We start from the raw sequence: 17,023 nt of genomic DNA, 5'->3' as shown, positions 1-17,023 counted from the left end.
TGGAGGACTGCCGTGCGGCGTATAGCCGCTTCGCGGCCGCTGGCGTCGAGTTCACGCAGGAGCCGATCGCGCGCTTCGGCAGCGTTGACGCGAGCTTCCGGGACCCATCCGGCAACGGCTGGAAGCTGATCGAGGCACGGTCGTGAACGCCGCCTTCTATCGGGCCGGCCCGCAAGCGCGGGTACCCGAAGCTGCCATGCCCAATCCGCGACGCGCACGAAGCCTGCATCGCCGGATCGCGACGCTTTTCACCCTCGCCGTCGCGGCGAACTTTGCGGTGATGCCGTGGGGCTCGCCTCCCGTCTGGATCACCTATGCGCCGCTCCCGCCGCTCCTGTTTCTGCTCGCCACCGGGCTGGTCATGCTCGTCTCGCCGTGGGTGCTCGCCGTGCGCCGTGCCCGGCATGGCGGGGTCCGGTGACGGACCCGATTACCCGCAAAATTGAGAGCCTGGGCGACTGGCGCGGCGACCTGCTTGCGCGCGTCCGGCACGTCATCATGAGCGCCGATCCGGCGATCACTGAGGAGATCAAGTGGCGCAAGCCGACCAATCCGCTCGGCGTGCCCACCTGGTCGCGCGGCGGGATCATCTGCACCGGTGAGAGCTACAAGGACAAGGTCAAGCTGACCTTCATGCGAGGCCGCGATATCGACGATCCCGACGGTCTGTTCAACGTGCCTGCGAACGGCGTGCGCCGCGCCGTTGACCTGCGGGACGGCGACACGCTTGGCACCGTGGCCCTGAGGGCGCTCATTCGTCGAGCCGTCGCAGCGAACCTGGCCGGTCCATCCTGAGGCCGTTTTCCGCTTTGGGCTACCCTCAACGTTGGCGCACTGGCTGGCCGAGCGGAGCGTCGATCCAACGCCTGGCCGCCATCCGCACGGACACCGGCATGCCCAGCGTCTCCGCATCTTCGCCGGTCGCGAACACATAGGTACCCGCCGGCATCGACCAGCCACCGTCCGCCCAGTCCGCGAGCAAGCGGGGATCGATGTCGAAGTCGACCCGCTGAGACCCGCCCCGCGCAAGATCAACGCGTTGGTATCCGACCAGCCGCTGACCAGGTTTGCCGTTGCGAGATACAAGGTAGAGCTGCGCCACCGTCGCGCCGTCGCGGTCGCCGGTGTTGGCGACCGTCACGCTCGCCCGCGTGCCGTTCATCTGCAATGCCGATGTCGTGAAGCGGGTGTAGGACAGGCCGTGCCCGAACGGGAACAGCGCCTTCAGATGCTGGCGCGCATTCCAGCGGTAACCGATATCCGAACCCTCGATATTGTAATCTGCCTTTAGCACCATGTCGCCATGCGGCGGATTGCCGGTGAAATCGGGCTCCAGCACGTCAAATCCATCCACGACCCGCCTGGGCAGCTGGTTGATGCCGGCCGGAAAGGTGATGGGCAGGTGCCCCGACGGGTTGGTGCGCCCGAACAGGACGGACGCGATCGCCTCACCCCCGCGCCCACCGGGATACCACGCCTCGACCACCGCCACCGTGCGGTCCAGCCAGGGCATCAGGACGGGGCCGCCCGTTTCCAGCACCACGATCGTGTTGGGGTTGGCACGCGCCACGGCATCGATCAGCGCGTCCTGGCCGTTCGGCAGCGACAAGTCGGGCTGGTCCAGCCCTTCCGTCGACCATTGCGTCGCGAACACGATGGCGACGTCCGCCGCCTTTGCCTGTGCCACCGCATCGGCGATGTAGCGGCCGTCGCGGAAACGGAAATCGGTTTGCGGCGCCAGTGCCTTCATCGCCGCCAGCGGGACGGAGCGCTGATAGGACTGGGTGATGAAGCTGGCCCAGGGGCCGGTGCCGCCAAGCGGAATGGATAGCGCCGGCCCACCTTGTCCCTGCACCTGGCTGGAGCCGGCGCCAGACAGCACGCCGGTGTCAGCATAGCCGCCGATCACCGCGATACGCCTGGACGATGCTGCCAGCGGCAGTGCGCCGTGTTGGTTCCGCAGCAGCACGATGCCCTGTTCGGCCACCCGCTGCGCGACGTCCGCGTTGCCCTGGACGTCGATCGCGCCGCCGGCACCCGCGGGCGAGCGGTCCAGCCCGTGCTCGTAGATCGCCCACAGGATGCGCCGGTTCATGTCGTCGCGCCGCGCGGCATAGGCAGGGTCGGACTGGGCCGCCGCCGCAAGCCGGTCGCCGAAGAAGACGCCAGTGTCGAGCTGCTCGCCCGATTGCTGGTCCAGCCCCTTCAACGCGGCGTTCAGGCCCGGTACCGCGCCCCAGTCGGACATGACGAAGCCCTTATAGCCCCAGTCCCGTTTCAGCACGCGGTTGAGCAGCCGGTCGCTGGCGCAGGCCTGCTCGCCGTTGACGCGGTTGTACGCGCACATCACCGATCCGGGGTTGCCGATCTCCATCCCGATCCGGAACGCGAGCAGGTCGCTTTCGCGCGCGGCCGATTCCGAGATGGTCGAGTCGACGAACTTGCGCGCGGTCTCCTGCCCGTTCAGCGCGAAATGCTTGATGGTGGAGATGATGTTGTTGGACTGGATACCGCGGATGGCGTGACCGGCCAGCGTGCCGGCGAGCAGCGGGTCCTCGCCCAGATATTCGAAATTGCGGCCGTTGCGCGGGTCGCGCATCAGGTTGACACCGCCGGCGAGCAGGACGTTGAACCCCTTGGCTTTCGCCTCGCCGCCGATCATGCGGCCACCCTGTTCGACCAGCGCATCGTTCCAGCTGGAGGCCATCGCGAGGCCGGAGGGCAGGGCCGTGGCGCCGTCCTTTCGCAGCCCGAAGACATACGCGACGCCCAGGCTCGCGTCCGTCTCCCGCAGCGCTGGGACGCCCAGCCTGGGCAGGCCCGGCACATAGCCCGCGCCTGCGATCGCGTCGGCGGGCGGGGCCGGGGCGTTCTCCCCCAGCGGCAGCGGCATGATGCCATGGGTCAGCACCGTCTTTTCGTCGCCGCGCATCCGGCGCAGCGTCGCCTCCGCCCGTGCCGACGCGTCGCGGCCCGCCTGCGGGCGGTCGCGCGCTATGGCGCCGGTGCCGGCGAACGGCGCAAGGATAGCCAGCGTGGTCGCCAGCAGCATGACACGGTGGTGGGTCATCGGAACGATCCTTGGATCATGAGCGGTGCGCCGGGTTCGGGCGGCGGTGGAGTGGGGATTGGCTGATCGGTGCGTGACGGGGGTCTAGCGCAGAACATCGCTGGCCTCGGCCTGGGCGACCAGTTTTTTGGCATCGTCGGCGAGCAACCAGCCCTGGCGAACCTGATCCGCGGCAACGGCGCGGACGCGCGCGACAAAGCCTGCATGGTCGCGGTAGCGGGACTGGAGGGACGGGCGCGGATCCCGCGCCGCGCGCCGATCCGCCTCCGTCTTGGCGAACGGCACGAAGCCGCCGACGAAGCCGCAACCGCCGCCCTTGCCGAACCCCTGCGCCAGCTCGTTCCAGCCGGTATAGGTGCCGATCGGCACCAGCAGCTGGACCGAGGGCACGCCCGCCGTCTCGTTGCCGTCGGAATCGACCCTGGGCACCAGCGACGGGATCGTGCGGCGCACCGCCGGCGGCTGTCGGCTCAGCACGCCCGACAGGTCGCGATAGTCGAAGGCCGGCCCAAAGTCATAGTCGAGGAAGGTGTTGAGCTTTCCGTCCGGGGAGGGGGCGCCGGGGATCGCCGGCCAGCCGATCGCGCGCGCGGTCGGCGCGACCAGGTCGCCCGCGGCCATGGTGGGATAGCGGCTTGGCGGCGGAGCCTTGCCGGTGCTGACCCAGTCGGCCAGCGCCTTCAGCACGGCACGGCGTGTCTCGGCTGAGGGGTTGGGGTTCCACGCCAGGGTGCAGGCGGGCGCGCCGGGATAGGGCTTGTCCCCGGCCAGCGGAAATCCGCCGGTGTAGGAGCCGCCATGGGTCACGCTGGGAAAATAGTAGCGGCGCACCTCCGGCGGCAGCGGCAGGTCGGCGCTGGCATCGGTGCCGACCAGATTGGGCGACATGCGCAACCCCCAGAACTCGGCCGATCCGAACGTCTCGACGATGCGGGGGCAGGTGGCGGTGGCGCGGCAGCGGTCGAGCAGGCTGGCGGTGCCGCGCCCCCGCGCCGTATCGTTGTACCGGCTCCACCATAGCGGCCCTTCGCTGCCCGGCTCGTACAATCCGGCCGCGCCGCCGGGGACGCCGAAGCGGATGTTGAGCGGCACCTGCCGCGCGGCGATGTTGGGGTTGGCGCCGTCGAACACGCGCCGGCCGTCTTCGCTTTGATTGAAGCCGAGGGCGATGAAGCTGCGGACGAAATTGCCCGATTGCGACGTTCCGGTCAGGATCGGCCAGCGTATTCGTCCCGCGACGGGGTTGGGTGTGCCCGCATCGTCCGCGGCGGCGGAGCGCAGGAACGCGTTCAGGTCGCGGACGGCGGCGAAGCCCAGCCCCAGCACCTGCGGGCCCCTGCCCCGATACACCAGCGTATAGGCCTGACCGTTGTCGAACCCGCCGCGCAGGCAAAGTTGGGTCGGGTCGGGTCGGCCGGGAAAGGGCGTGGTGCGGCAGTCCGCAAAGGCCCAGTTGCCGGATGCGATGTTGACCGGCGCGGCGGCGTCGCTGGACTGGCGGAACAGCCGGGCGCGGCGGGTATCCAGCGAGACGGGCAGGGGACGCGGCGTAGGGCGCCCGATCCCGCCGACGATCGCAATGCTGGCCGCCCCCGCCGGCATGTCGGTGAAACGCTGCAGCACCGTCGCCGTCAATGGGCGCCCCCGCGGGCCGCTCGCGACCGGCACCGTCAACCGCTGTGCGTCCGGTGCCGAGATGTCGCCTTGCCAGCCGCTGATCACGCGGACGTGGCCGTCCGGGTCCGCCGCGACCGCGCCATTGCCGCGGTTGGGCACGTCGTACATCAGGAAGCCGCTCGTCCGCGCCGGATCGTCGGGCAGGGCAATGGCAAAGGTCGCGCTGTATGCGACGCGTCCGTTGCTCAGCCTGGGTGCGGCGGCGATGTCGGTGATGATGCGGTTGTGCGGGTCGGCGGGATCGACCTGACCCTCGTACCGCCCGTGCAGGATGCGATAGGCCGGCGCGCCCGGACGCGCTGGTGCGACCGCCTCCGTACGCTCGACGATCAGGCGGGTCAGCCGCGCATCGGCGGTGGTGGGCAGGGTGGCCAGCAGCATGACGCTGCCGATGCGAAGCGTGGGTCTGGTCATCATCATGATTCCGCATCGCCGTCGAGCGGCAGGTCGAGGAGTTGCGCGCCCAGCGCCTTGCCGTGCGCGTCCAGCGCCAGCGACCGGGTGACGCCGCCGTTCAGCGCACCTTCCAGCACGAAATTGAGCGCGCCCAGGTCGGGCAGTTCGTGGCGGGTGGCAGCGCGTACCGCGACGCCGCTCAGGTGGCGAAGGACCCGCGCCACCGTCACCTCGCGCGCGATCAGCGGGAAATCGGCCGGATCGTAGGCGATCACCGAAATCTGGGAAATGTCGCCCTTGTCCCCCGTGCGAAGGTGCGCGACGTCACCGAGCAGCATTCAGCCCTCCACCATGATGACGCGCGGCTGCACCATGTCCGCCGGGATCAGGGTCGATGCGACGGCGACGACGCGACGCACGCTGCGGGTCGCGCCGCCGCCGCCGAACGGGCCGTTGGTGTACAGCGCCTCCACCTCCGCGCCGATGCGCTGCGCCGCCTCGATCGTGGCGGCGCGTGCGCAGATCCTCAGGCGAACCTCTCGCGGGGGAAGCCCCCGTCCGGTACGATCCACCGCGTCCACCCCCATCAGGTCGAACCGCGCCTCGTCCAGCGGCACGCCTACGATCGCCAGCCGCTCCCGCACCACGTCGATCGCCAGGCGGGCGCGCTCCAGCGCTCCCGGCCCAGCATAGGATATCTGCCCCTCGCCGATGAAGCCGTCGTCATAGCCGATCGACACCTTCAGCGAGTCGGGTCTGGGCCGCCCGTCGCCGCCCGTTACCGCGATGCGGTCGTCACCGACCTCGCGCAGCCGGACCGATCGAAAATCCGCCACCACGTCCGCCTGGTAATAGGCGGCCGGGTCGAGAATCTCGTACAACAGCTGTTCCTTGCACGTGGCGAGCGACAGCAGGCCGCCCGACCCCGCGACCTTTGTGACCACGGCGCTGGCATCGGCCGCCACTTCGGCCAAGGGAAAGCCCAGCCGGGCGAGGCCTGGCACATGCTTGCGGCCGGCATCGGCGAAATAGCCACCGGTCAGTTGCCCGGCGCATTCCAGCAGATGGCCGACGACGGTCGCGCGGCCCATCAACGATGAATCCTCGATCGACCAGCCGAACGCGTGGATCAGCGGTCCGACGAACAGTGCGGGGTCGCCGACACGGCCGGTGACGACCACGTCCGCACCCTGATCGAGCGCGTCGGCGATCGGCCCGGCGCCGAGATACGCGTTGGCGGAGATGACGGCGGGCAGATCGGCGCTGGTCCCCTCCCGGTCGATGAGGGGGAACGGGCGGGTGGCGATCGCCTCCAGCACGTCGTCGCCGAGCACCGCGGCGACGCGCAGCGGTGGCAGGCCAAGCTCCTGCGCCAGGGCTGCGACCGCGTGTGCGGCGCCCAGCGGGTTGGCGGCGCCGGCGTTGGTGATGATCCGCACGCCCCGCGCTCTTGCGGCCGGAAGGACCCGGCGCATGCGCTCCAGCAGCAATGGGTCGAACCCGCCGTCCGGATCGGCGCGCCGGGCATTCTGGGCGAGCGCGATCGTCCGTTCGGCCAAGCATTCGAAGACCAGGAAGTCGAGATCGCCCTGTTCCACCAACTCCAGCGCTGGTTCGATCCGGTCGCCTGCGAAACCCGCGCCCGCGCCGATACGGATGATGCGTTTGTCGATCACAGCGGCAGCACCCCGATCAGCAGAGCCGTCGCGACCATCACCAGAGTGGCGGCGAACAACCAGGGAATCGCGAACCGCTGGTGCGCGCCCAGCTCGATGCCCGACAGGCCGGCAACGAGAAACGTCGCGGGTGTCAGCGGGCTGACCGGGAAGCCGGTCGTCATCTGGCCCAGCAGGGCCGCGCGACCGATGGTGATGCCCTCCACGCCAAAGCGTTCGGCCACATGCGCGATGACGGGCAGCACGCCGAAATAGAAGGAGTCGGGATCGAACAACAGGCTGAGCGGCATCGCCAGCACGCCCACCACGACCGGCAGGTGCGATCCGAGCGCGTCGGGCACGTGGCGTGCGCCGGCATCCGCCATCGCGCCGATCATGCCCGATCCGGTCATGATCCCGGTGAACGCGCCGGCCGCGAGCAAGATGCCCGCCATCAGTAATGCCGCGCGAGCATGCGCGTCGATCCTTGCCCGTTGTTCGGCCGCGTCGGGATAGTTGATCAGCAGCGCCACGGCCGTGCCGATCATGAACACCACGACCGGCTCCACCAGCCCGGCGATCATCACGCCGACGACCACCAGCGTCAGCACGACATTAACTGGGAACAGCGCGGGGCGGCGCAGGCGGATCACCTCTTCGTCCTCGGCATGCAGCAGTGTCGAGCGGATCGCCCCGGACGCGTCGGTAGCGCCCGGCGACCTCGTGCCCGGCAGCGGCAGCGGCAGGCCGGCGGCCAAGCGCCTCTCCTCCCGATGGCCAAGCCACCAGGCGGCCGCGAAGACGAAGGCGAGTCCCGCGGCCTGAACGCCGATCATGGGGGTGAACAGGGTGCCGACCGGTACCTTCAGCGAGGCCGATGCACGCAGCGTAGGCCCTGTCCATGGCAGGAAGTTGACGCCCGCCGCCAGCGAGGCGGTGCAGGCGAGCACCCGCCGGTCCATCCCCAGCCGGTCGTACAGCGGGCGGAGCGCGGGGATCGTGACCAGGAAGCACACGGCGCCCGACCCGTCGAGGTGGATCACCAGCGCCAGCAGCGCGGTGCCGACCGCGATGCGGGTCGGCCGCTCCCCCACCATGCGCAACACCAGGGAGACGAGCGGTGCAAGCAGTCCGACATCGGTCATGATGCCGAAGAACAGGATCGCGAACACGAACATGCCGGCGACCGGCGCGATCTTCGCGATGCCGGCAACGATGTACGCCGGCACGGCGGGGCCGGCGCCGATCGCCATCGCCGCCACCACCGGCACAAGGATCAGCGCGGCCAGGGGCGAGGTCCGGTTCGACAGGATGAGCGCGAGCAGCGACGCGACCGCCAACACTCCTGTGATTGCGAGCATGTTCCTCCCCTGACCGATCGGATGCCGGTCGCCCTCATCATGCGGTTCGCCGCACTATCCATCAATGAGAAATACTGAATAGACCTATGCAGAAAACTGATCGCTGTGCCTGTGTGTCATCGATCCACCAAGTGCATAGGTCGATCACAATTTTCTATTTTTTATCTCGGCCGTCCGGCTCCATGACAATGCGGAACTCGGCGAAAGGTCGGGACGAAGAGGATCAAAACGGAGTGGGGGGCGTCACGTCCTCCGCCAATCCGCTCTTCGTCGCCCAGCCGTGATCCAGGAGGGGAAACGACATGAGCTTCATTCCGCAAATGCGCCAGCACCTGTTGTCGATGACGGTTCTGGGGTCCGTGTCGGGCACGCTCCTGCTGGCCGGGACGGCATCGGCACAAGTGGTGGCGCCCCCTGCGGCCCCGACCAGTCCCGCCCCGGCGCAACAGCAATCCCCGTCGTCCCTGCCCGCACAGCCGGTGACCACCGACGATGCCACGACCGCAGGCACCGCGCCGTCCGGCACGTCACCGGCCGAGCCGGCAGTCGGCGCGGACATCGTCGTCACGGGATCGTATCTGAACGTTCGCCAGGAGGATCGCGCGTCCCCCGTCCTGTCGATCACGGCGCAGGACCTCAATCGCACCGGCGTCACGTCGCTCGCTGATATCACCCGTTTCATTCCGCAGAATGTCGGCAGCGCGGGCGGCATCCAGGATCTTGCAAAGGGGGGCGGAGCCGATTCCCGCGATACCCGCTCGGCGAACCTGCGGGGCCTGGGCGCCGGCGCGACGCTGGTGCTGCTCAACGGCCGGCGCGTCGTGCCCGCAGACGGCTTCGTCAACCTCAACAGCCTGACGCCGGAAATCGCGATCGAGCGGCTGGAGACGGTGCTCGACGGCGCATCGTCCACCTATGGCGCGGACGCGGTCGCGGGTGTGTTCAACGTCATCACCAACACGCGCTTCAATGGCCTGAAGGTGTCCGCGCAGGGCACGCACATCAAGGACTCGCCGGCCTTCAACGTGCAGGCGATGTTTGGCTTGGGCGACGATCGCTTCCACAGCGTCACCTCCGCGGAATATCGGTATCAGGACAGCCTGCAGAACGGCGATCGGGCGATCACGAACTTCTTCAACCCGTCGTCCGGCGCTGGTGCCAATCCGGGAAGCTACATCCTGTACGCGCGTCCACGCACCGCAACCGGCGGCGACGTGATCATCAACGGCAACAATTACTCGCGCCTTTACGACACCTACCGCAACGCCGCCGGCACGGTCAGCGTCGTGGACCCGAACTGCGGCTCTGCAGAAACCCAGAGCCGCTACGTGCCGGCGGCCAACGGCCCCGGGTTCGGCCTGGGTTCGTGTCAGTTCAGTTTCCAGGCGCAGAACCCGATTCGGCCAGAGGCGAAAAGCTATCTGATCCACAACGACACGACCTATGAGGTCGCGCCGGGCCACACGCTGTTCGCCGAGATCAGCATCTACCACCAGGACTCGAAGCGCTACAGCGTCCCGTCCTACGCGCAGAACCGGATCGGGGCCCGGCCGCCGATCGTCCCGGCGACCAATCCGTACAACCCGTTCGGCGTGGATGTCGCCTTTGTCGGCCGCGCGATCGGCTCCGCCGGCTTTCCCGATTACAAATACCGCCTGATCCAGGACAAGGTCGACCAGCGGCAATTCGTGCTGGGTGCGCGCGGCAATATCGGCGGCGGCTGGCGGTACACCGCCAACGCCACCTATTCGCGCGCCGACGTGCAGTCGATCGATCGCGACACCAACCTTACCCTGTTCCAGGCGGCGCTGAACGGATATGGCGGCCCCAATTGCAACAACCGGTACAGCGGGCCGGGGGCGGGCGCCGTGGCAGGGCAGGGCAACTGTCTGTACTACAGCCCCTTCGCGAAGGACACGGCCGGGCTGGATCCGTCGCTGATCTTCAACCTGCAAAGCAACGCCGTCTACAACACCAAGGTCGGATACGCGATCGGCGAAGGTGTCGTGAACGGGACCTTGGCGACGATCAACGGCCATGCGCTGGATGTCGCGGTCGGTGCGCAATATCGCAAGGAGAAGCTGAGCAACATATATTCGGATCTGCTAACCAGCGGCTTTGCCGGCTTTCTCGGCCCCAATCGCAACACTGCCTTCGAGCGGGAAGTGAAGAGCGTCTTTGCTGAGGCGAATTACGAGGTGATCGACGGCCTGAACGTCAATGCCGCGGCGCGGTACGAGGATTACGGCAATTTCGACACTATCGCGCCGAAGATCGCGGCGAACTGGCGCATCGTCCCGGCGCTTTCGCTGCGTGCCTCCGCCAGCAAGGCGTTCCAGGCGCCTTCCATCCAGAATTCGGCCGCCGTGCTGATCAGTACCAACGTCGTCAACATCATCGATCCGAACGACCGCACCACCACCTTCCGGTCGGTGCAGACCTTCGGCAACCCCAATCTGCAACCGCAAAAGGCGGATGTTTTCAACATCGGCGGCACGCTGCTGCCGACGGCGGGCCTGCGCCTGTCGGTCGATTACTGGCATTACAAGTACAAGAACCAGATCCAGTTGCAGAATGGCCAGGCGGTGATCAACGCGAACCCGAACGGCCCCAATGTGCTGCGCGATGCGAGTGGTGCCGCCCAGACGGTGATCGTCCAGTCGTATAACGCCGCCAGCGGCACGGGCACGTCCGGCATCGACGTGGCGGGCAGCTACACGTTCGATATCGGCGCGGCGCAGATCTCGCTGCGCGACAATCTCAGCTATCTGGCGACCTATGACGTGGACACCGGCACGGTGGTCTATGACGGCGTAGGGCACCGCAACAACTATCAGACGTCGCCGCTCACATCGGCGGCGGCGCCGCGCTGGCGTAACCTGGCCAGCGTGGACCTGTCTGTCGACCGGGTCTTCGCATCCGGCACGTGGCGCTACGTCTCGGGCGTCGTGGACGACTACCAGGCGGTCGTCGGTGCGCCGGTCAGCGACCGGATCGGCGCCTGGTCGGTGTTCGACGTGCAGGCCGGCGTGCAGTTCGGGCCGGAGCGTCGTTTCGAGCTGACGGCAGGCATGATCAACGCGTTCAACAAGACGCCGCCGGCGGCCAAGTACACCGGCTATCTGTCGACGCTGGGCGATCCGTTCGGCCGGCAGACGTATCTGCGGCTCGGCGCGAAGTTCTGACCGCGTCGGGTATCGGAGTCACGCAGCCGGTGTGACCCCCGCCTGGTCCAGCACATGCCGTCGGAACGCATCGGCGGCCGGCGGTAGCGTGCGACCGATCGGGTAGGCGAGCCCGATCGTGCGTTCGACATGCGGTCCCTTCAGCGGCCGCTCCGCGATGCGTCCGCGCTGCAACAAGCCTAACGTCGAGCGGGGCAGGGCAGTGATGCCGAGCCCGGCCTCGATCAGGGCGCCCACTGTCGCCAGCTGGGTGCAATCATAATGCCCGCGCGCCACCACCTTCGCCGTGATCATCGCCGCATCGGTCAACTCGCGCACGCTGCTGCGCGGAGCCATGGCGATGAAGGGATGATCGGCGAAGATCGACCAGTTTGCCGGCGTGCCGGTGTCGAGCGGACTGCCCGCGGCGACCACCAGCACCATTGCGTCCCGCATCATCGGCTCGAACCGGAAGTCACCCTCATCCGGCGGCGTAGTCACGGCCAGGTCTATTTGCCGTTCCTGCATCTGCTGGTACAGGGCACCGGACAATTGATCACGCAACACCACGTCGACCTGCGGGTGGGTGATCCGGAACGAGGCGATCGCAGCCGGCAGGGCCCCGGCCGCCACCGATGGCAGTGCGCCCACGACCACGCGTCCGCGCTCCCCAGTCAGGCGCGGCGCCAGTTCCGAAAAGGCGTGGTCGAAATCGGCCGTCAGACGCTCCACGATCGGCAGCAGCGCTTCGCCAGCATCGGTCAGCCGGACGTTGCGGGAATCGCGGTCGAACAATCGCGCCCCCAATTGCTCCTCCAAAAGGCGGATAGTCCGGCTGAGCGCGGGCTGAGACACGTTGGCGACGCGGCCGGTCTCGCTGAAGCTGCGGTGGTAGGCGACCAGCATAAAAAGTCGCAGACTCGTCAGGCTGGGAGTGCGTCGCATGCGGTCTGGATGCGGGTATGTCGCGTGGTGGTCAACGGTCTCGTCGAGGCCCGTCAACCAACGTGGCGGGCCAGGCGCGCCAGCATTGTGCAGCGAGGCACTGCAAATCACACGCCCCGTCGCCAAGTCGTTCGGTTACCTCAAATGATGTCCAAGGTCTTGTCAGACGTAATGCACCAGTCGTTGAGATCGGGTAGGTCAGGGCATGGCCCGACCTCGGAAGCCTGCCAGTCTGTTCCGGTACTTCAACTCCTCGCCGCAGGTGATCCGGTTGGTGGTGCTGATGTACGTGCGTTTCCCGCTTTCGCTGCGGAACGTTGAGGGCCCGCTGTTTGAGCGCGGCATCGACATCCTGCCACGAGACGGTGCGCCACTGGTGGAACCGTTTCGGACCGCTATTCGCCGGCGATATCCGCCGTCAGCGAGTGAGTGCGATGCGCGGCTTCGGCCACTGGCGCTGGCACCTCAACGAGGTGTTCGTGAAGATCAACGGCGAGACCCGCTACCTGTGGCGGCCGTCGATCACGAGGGCGAGGTTCAGTAGAGCTATGTCACCAGGACCCGGGACAAGAAGGCGGCGCTCGCCTTCATGAGGAAGTCGCTCAAGCGTCACGGCTCACCTGAAACCATCACCACCGATGGCCTGCGCAGCTATGGCGCCCCGCTCGAGGAGCTGGGCTGCCGCGACAAGCAGGAGGTCGGCCGCTATTTCAACAACCGGGTGGAGAACAGCCATCTGCCGTTCCGACGACGGGAATGGGCGATGCTGCGGTTCAGGCGAATGCGGAGCCTGCAGACGTTCGCCCCGGTGCATGCCGACGTCCACAACCGCTTCAACCTTGAGCACCACCTCGTCGGCCGCCGAACCTACAAGCAACTATGCTCAGCCGCCCTGGCGGAGTGGCAGAGCCTCGCGAGCTAGGCTGCCACGCTCAAAGGCCGACCTGCATCGTGTGGAGACCGGTTCGCATTAGACTGACGGCACCAGCGACCGAAGTGGGGGCTGGTCTTCACGACGGCTGGATGTCCGCTTCTGCTTCGACTCTTCCCAAATGGCGCCCCTGCGTTACCTGCCGCAGGTCGGTTCGGTGACGCGATCCACAATCGTCCGGATCGCGTGTTCGCTCAGCGGATAGGGATCGATGGAGTTGTGGATGCCGATTTCCTCGACCAGTGCATCCAGCGCGCGTGCTGTCAGGGGGTCGAAGAAGCGTTCCAAGGCAACGCGGCTGTTGCCCATCCATCGCCGCATCACGTCGGCGACGGGCGGATGGCGGGCGGCAAAGGCGTAGAGTTCGTAGCTGAGCAGCAAGGTGCGCGGTGTGGCCCAGATCGACCCTGCAATAATCGCGACAATCGCGTCCTTGGCGCTGTCCCGATCGTTAGCCATCGCCATCCGATCGGCGAACGCCTTCGACGAATGTTCGGCCAGTTGCAGGAACGCCGCGATCACCAGGTCGTCCAAGGTTGCAAAATAATAGGTCACCGATCCAAGCGGTACGGCCGCCAGGGCTGCAATGCGGCGATGAGTGGTGCCTGAGACACCATGCGCCGCGATCGCATGCAGCGTCGCGTCGATGATCCGTTGTCGACGATCAGAATCCTTCCGCCTCGTCCCGCCGCTCACTGCAACTCCCCCTTGCAACTTAAGTGTACATTTGTACACATCCACTCGACGGCGGGCGGCACACCGCAGCCATAGCGTATCGGAAGGGCAGGGGTCATGCAGGAACCAAAAGTATCGCGGCGCGCGATCATCGGCGGCGTGGCTGCGATGGCGGCACCTTCGATCGCGTATGACAGGGCGAATGCGGCGCCTACGGTGCTGGGCCGAAACGACGGGGTCTGGCTCAATGCGCCACGTCGCTGGCAGGTCGATGCCAACGGCGACCTGACGCTGAAGACCGACCAGGCGACGGATTTCTGGCGCGAGACGCATTACGGCTTCACCCGGGATTCGGGCCATTTCCTGGGCTTTCCGACGCCGCCCACCTTCACGGCGCAGGTGCGCATCCGCGGTGATTACCGGAAGCTCTACGACCAGGCGGGCATCATGATCCGGTTGGACGAGCGGCGCTGGATCAAGGCCGGGATCGAATTGTCCGACGGCCGAGCGATGTTGAGCAGCGTCCTGACCGATGGCCGGTCGGACTGGGCGACCAGCCCCTATGCAGACGATCCCCGTGATTTTTGGATGCGCGCTACTGTTGCGAACGGGGTGCTGCGGCTCCAGGTGTCGGCGGACGGGACGACGTGGCCGCTCGTGCGGCTTGCGCCGTTTCCGGTCGCGTCGTCGTATCGGGTTGGCCCGATGGCCTGCACCCCCGAGCGCGAGGGACTGGACGTGCGGTTCTCTGATCTGCGCATCACGCCGCCCCTCGGCAAAGACCTGCACGACCTGAGCTAGGGCTAATGGGCGAAAAGACGAAAATGCTGGCGGGCAAGCTCTACACCGCAAACGATCCCGAACTCGCGGCGGATGCGGCGCGGGCCGCGGCGTGGATGGCTCGGTACAATGGCATGATCGATGCCGCACCGGAGGATCGCTCACGGCTGCTGCACGAAGGGATGGGAAGCGTCGGGCGAGGGGTGACTGTCCGGCCCCCCTTCCATTGTGACTATGGCTACAACATCCATCTCGGAGAGAGCGCCTTCCTCAACTTCGGCTGCATCGTCCTCGACGTCGCGCGAGTCGATATCGGGGCCGGCACGCAAATCGGTCCGGGCGTACAGATTCTCACCGCAGATCATCCGCGCGAGCCCGCATTGCGGGCACGGGCGCTCGAGTTCGGACGGCCGATCCGGATAGGTGCCAATGTCTGGATCGGTGGCGGAGCGCTGATCCTTCCCGGTGTGACGATCGGAGACGATGCGATCGTAGGGGCCGGCAGCGTCGTCACCCGCGACGTCGGGGCGGGAGAGACGGTTGTCGGCAATCCGGCGCGCCTGGCGCGACAATGATGGGACGACCCCTCATGAATGCGGGCCCGAGACGCTGCGATGGCAAGGATCATTTCGAGGCGCTGGACGGTCTCCGTGGCACCGCGGCGCTGCTGGTGGTGGCGTTCCACATCCAGGGTATTACGGTGCTGTTCGACGCACCGCGCCTGCTGTTGCCGCACGCGTATCTGGCAGTCGATTTTTTCTTCGCCTTGTCGGGTTTTGTCGTCGGCTACGCCTATGACGATCGCTGGGGGACGATGTCGACGGCCGGGTTTCTGCGGCGCAGGCTGATCCGGCTGCACCCCCTTGTCGTGCTGGGCGCCATTCTGGGGTTGCTCAGCTACGTGGCCGACCCGTTCGCGGGCGACCGGCAGGCCGCGCCAGCAATCCTCGTCATGTGCGCGTTCGTCATGGCGGCGTTGGCTTTGCCATCCACCCCGCTGCCAAACCGACTGGGGGACAGTCATCCCCTAAACGCACCGGCCTGGACGCTATTGCAGGAATATATCGGCAACCTCGCCTATGCGTTGGTGCTGCGGCGGCTTGGGACGCGCGCGCTGGCCGTGGCGGTCGGTGTCGCGGGCCTGCTGTCGGCGGCCATGGCGCTCACCCTGGGGTCCTATGATACCGGCTGGGGCCTTACGAACTTCTGGGGTGCACCGGTGCGCCTCGCCTACCCGTTCATGACGGGCCTGCTGCTGTTTCGTCTTCAGGATCGATTGCCAAGATGGCGGATCGGTTTCGTGCCGCTCAGCGTTGCCCTTGGGCTCGCCTTTGCCGCACCGCTGTTGCCAACGGTTGGCGGCGTTAAGCTTAACGGCCTGTATCAAGCGCTATGCGTGCTGGTGTTGTTTCCCGCGATTATCGTGGTGGGGCGGCATTCAAGCGGCGGCCCTTTGGTGAGAAGACTGTGTCGCACCGCAGGCGCATTGTCATACCCACTCTACATGACGCATTATCCGTTCGTGTACGTCTACATGAACTGGATCGCGATTGGCGGCGCAACCGCGTGGAGCACAATGTGGGTTGCGGCGGCGCTAATCGTCTTCACCGTCGTTTTTGCCTTTCTCGCTTATAGATTGTGGGATTTGCCGCTTCGAAGAGCCTTGCAGCGGCGGGATGGCAAGCGGACGGGCGACATCTGAGCTGTTCCGCGGAACGCCAGATACGGGCAAATACCGGAAGCTCGAACGGGGTTGGGCATTCCAGACGTGTGAGCGGCAGCAATAGGGGAGAAGCGCCTCACCCATAGTGATCAACTGTGTGTGACACTCGGTTAGGAGGTAGGCGCGCTTTTCCATCTCGGGCCGGTGGGCATCAAACGCAAACCGGGGAGTATCCTCCGTGTTGAAGTGAACCAATGGCGGAAGTTGGACCGCGGGCACGGCATTGCGACTGACCGCATGTGGGTCGACTTGGCAGCGGCCAGAAGGCTGGTCGTCGGGCAAGCGAATGGTCTCAGCATCGTGGAGAGCTTGCCTAGGCCTGTCCGTGTTGGCAGCTTCTTCTCATGGCCAATGGTGATGCGGCACGCTGGCCGGCCCTGTTACGACGGCTGCTGCGCGCGAAGGACAGGATCGATGCGGGCTCGCACGAGCCATGGCCCGTGCGGAGGCTGGCCGACGTCAGCGGCGTGTCGCAGGCGCATTTCGCCCGCTCGTTCAAGGCTGCGTTCGGCCTGCCGCCGCACCGCTACCTGCTGACCCGCCGGATCGAGCGCGCGAAGGCGCTGCTGCGCGACACGGACCTGTCCGTGATCGACATCGCCTTCCAGACCGGGTGGCAGAGCCTCGGCACCTTCGGCCGCATCTT

At 66.9% G+C, this 17,023-nt stretch carries 15 protein-coding genes and 1 pseudogene; 9 read left to right on the top strand and 7 right to left on the bottom strand.

Annotated features, from left to right (window positions below):
- The 3 genes from BMX37_RS19385 to BMX37_RS18265 form a co-directional block, all read left to right on the top strand.
- On the top strand, nt 1–146 hold a 146-nt coding region (locus BMX37_RS19385; RefSeq protein ID WP_342027884.1), incomplete at its 5' end, for a VOC family protein.
- Nucleotides 143–421 carry a hypothetical protein gene (locus BMX37_RS18270; protein WP_244501681.1) on the top strand — a complete coding sequence of 93 codons (279 nt, stop codon included), beginning with the start codon at nt 143–145 and terminating at the stop codon, nt 419–421. The genes BMX37_RS19385 and BMX37_RS18270, both read left to right, overlap by 4 nt.
- Nucleotides 418–795 carry a DUF1801 domain-containing protein gene (locus tag BMX37_RS18265; protein WP_244501680.1) on the top strand — a complete coding sequence of 126 codons (378 nt, stop codon included), beginning with the start codon at nt 418–420 and terminating at the stop codon, nt 793–795. The genes BMX37_RS18270 and BMX37_RS18265 overlap by 4 nt, the downstream gene beginning before the upstream one ends.
- Nucleotides 796–820: 25 nt before the next feature.
- On the opposite strand, the gene BMX37_RS18260 is transcribed toward BMX37_RS18265, so the two are convergent.
- The 5 genes from BMX37_RS18260 to BMX37_RS18240 all read right to left on the bottom strand — a co-directional run bounded on the left by BMX37_RS18260 (nt 821) and on the right by BMX37_RS18240 (nt 8,159).
- Entirely contained in the window at nt 821–3,070 is a 2,250-nt protein-coding gene (locus BMX37_RS18260) for a beta-glucosidase family protein (RefSeq protein WP_093667206.1), read from the bottom strand.
- Nucleotides 3,071–3,154: 84 nt separating this feature from the next.
- Complete coding sequence (locus tag BMX37_RS18255) at nt 3,155–5,161, bottom strand: alpha/beta hydrolase domain-containing protein (RefSeq protein ID WP_170842070.1); 2,007 nt, start codon at nt 5,159–5,161, stop codon at nt 3,155–3,157.
- Between the two features lie 2 nt (nt 5,162–5,163).
- Nucleotides 5,164–5,481, bottom strand: a complete 318-nt coding sequence (locus tag BMX37_RS18250) for an AtuA-related protein (RefSeq protein WP_093667204.1) — start codon at nt 5,479–5,481, stop codon at nt 5,164–5,166.
- Nucleotides 5,482–6,819: an acyclic terpene utilization AtuA family protein gene (locus BMX37_RS18245; protein WP_212611498.1), complete on the bottom strand. Its 1,338-nt coding sequence runs from the start codon at nt 6,817–6,819 to the stop codon at nt 5,482–5,484.
- Nucleotides 6,816–8,159, bottom strand: coding sequence for a CitMHS family transporter (locus BMX37_RS18240; protein WP_093667203.1), 1,344 nt, complete (start codon nt 8,157–8,159; stop codon nt 6,816–6,818). The genes BMX37_RS18245 and BMX37_RS18240 overlap by 4 nt, the downstream gene beginning before the upstream one ends.
- A gap of 302 nt (nt 8,160–8,461) precedes the next feature.
- On the opposite strand from BMX37_RS18240, the gene BMX37_RS18235 reads away from it, so the two are divergent.
- Nucleotides 8,462–11,344, top strand: coding sequence for a TonB-dependent receptor domain-containing protein (locus tag BMX37_RS18235; protein WP_093667202.1), 2,883 nt, complete (start codon nt 8,462–8,464; stop codon nt 11,342–11,344).
- An 18-nt stretch (nt 11,345–11,362) separates the two neighbouring features.
- Here BMX37_RS18235 and BMX37_RS18230 read toward each other — a convergent pair whose 3' ends face one another.
- Entirely contained in the window at nt 11,363–12,268 is a 906-nt protein-coding gene (locus tag BMX37_RS18230) for a LysR family transcriptional regulator (protein WP_093667201.1), read from the bottom strand.
- A 205-nt stretch (nt 12,269–12,473) separates the two neighbouring features.
- On the opposite strand from BMX37_RS18230, the pseudogene BMX37_RS18225 reads away from it, so the two are divergent.
- Nucleotides 12,474–13,190 (top strand): annotated as a pseudogene (locus BMX37_RS18225) (IS6 family transposase).
- Nucleotides 13,191–13,334: 144 nt separating this feature from the next.
- On the opposite strand, the gene BMX37_RS18220 reads toward BMX37_RS18225, so the two are convergent.
- Nucleotides 13,335–13,895 carry a TetR/AcrR family transcriptional regulator gene (locus tag BMX37_RS18220; protein ID WP_093667200.1) on the bottom strand — a complete coding sequence of 187 codons (561 nt, stop codon included), beginning with the start codon at nt 13,893–13,895 and terminating at the stop codon, nt 13,335–13,337.
- 96 nt (nt 13,896–13,991) lie between these two features.
- Between BMX37_RS18220 and BMX37_RS18215 the strand changes: the two genes are divergently transcribed.
- The 4 genes from BMX37_RS18215 to BMX37_RS18200 all read left to right on the top strand — a co-directional run.
- Nucleotides 13,992–14,675 (top strand): DUF1349 domain-containing protein, encoded by a 684-nt coding sequence (locus BMX37_RS18215; protein ID WP_093667199.1) that lies wholly within the window; start codon nt 13,992–13,994, stop codon nt 14,673–14,675.
- 5 nt (nt 14,676–14,680) lie between these two features.
- Nucleotides 14,681–15,229 carry a sugar O-acetyltransferase gene (locus tag BMX37_RS18210; RefSeq protein WP_093667198.1) on the top strand — a complete coding sequence of 183 codons (549 nt, stop codon included), beginning with the start codon at nt 14,681–14,683 and terminating at the stop codon, nt 15,227–15,229.
- 14 nt (nt 15,230–15,243) lie between these two features.
- Nucleotides 15,244–16,356: an acyltransferase family protein gene (locus BMX37_RS18205; RefSeq protein ID WP_170842068.1), complete on the top strand. Its 1,113-nt coding sequence runs from the start codon at nt 15,244–15,246 to the stop codon at nt 16,354–16,356.
- A gap of 365 nt (nt 16,357–16,721) precedes the next feature.
- Nucleotides 16,722–17,023, top strand: a 302-nt coding sequence (locus BMX37_RS18200) for a helix-turn-helix transcriptional regulator (protein ID WP_139198163.1), incomplete at its 3' end; no start/stop codon positions are given.

The organism is Sphingomonas gellani, assembly GCF_900110035.1.
Lineage (GTDB): Bacteria > Pseudomonadota > Alphaproteobacteria > Sphingomonadales > Sphingomonadaceae > Sphingomonas > Sphingomonas gellani.
This window is presented reverse-complemented; position numbering and strand designations above follow the sequence as displayed.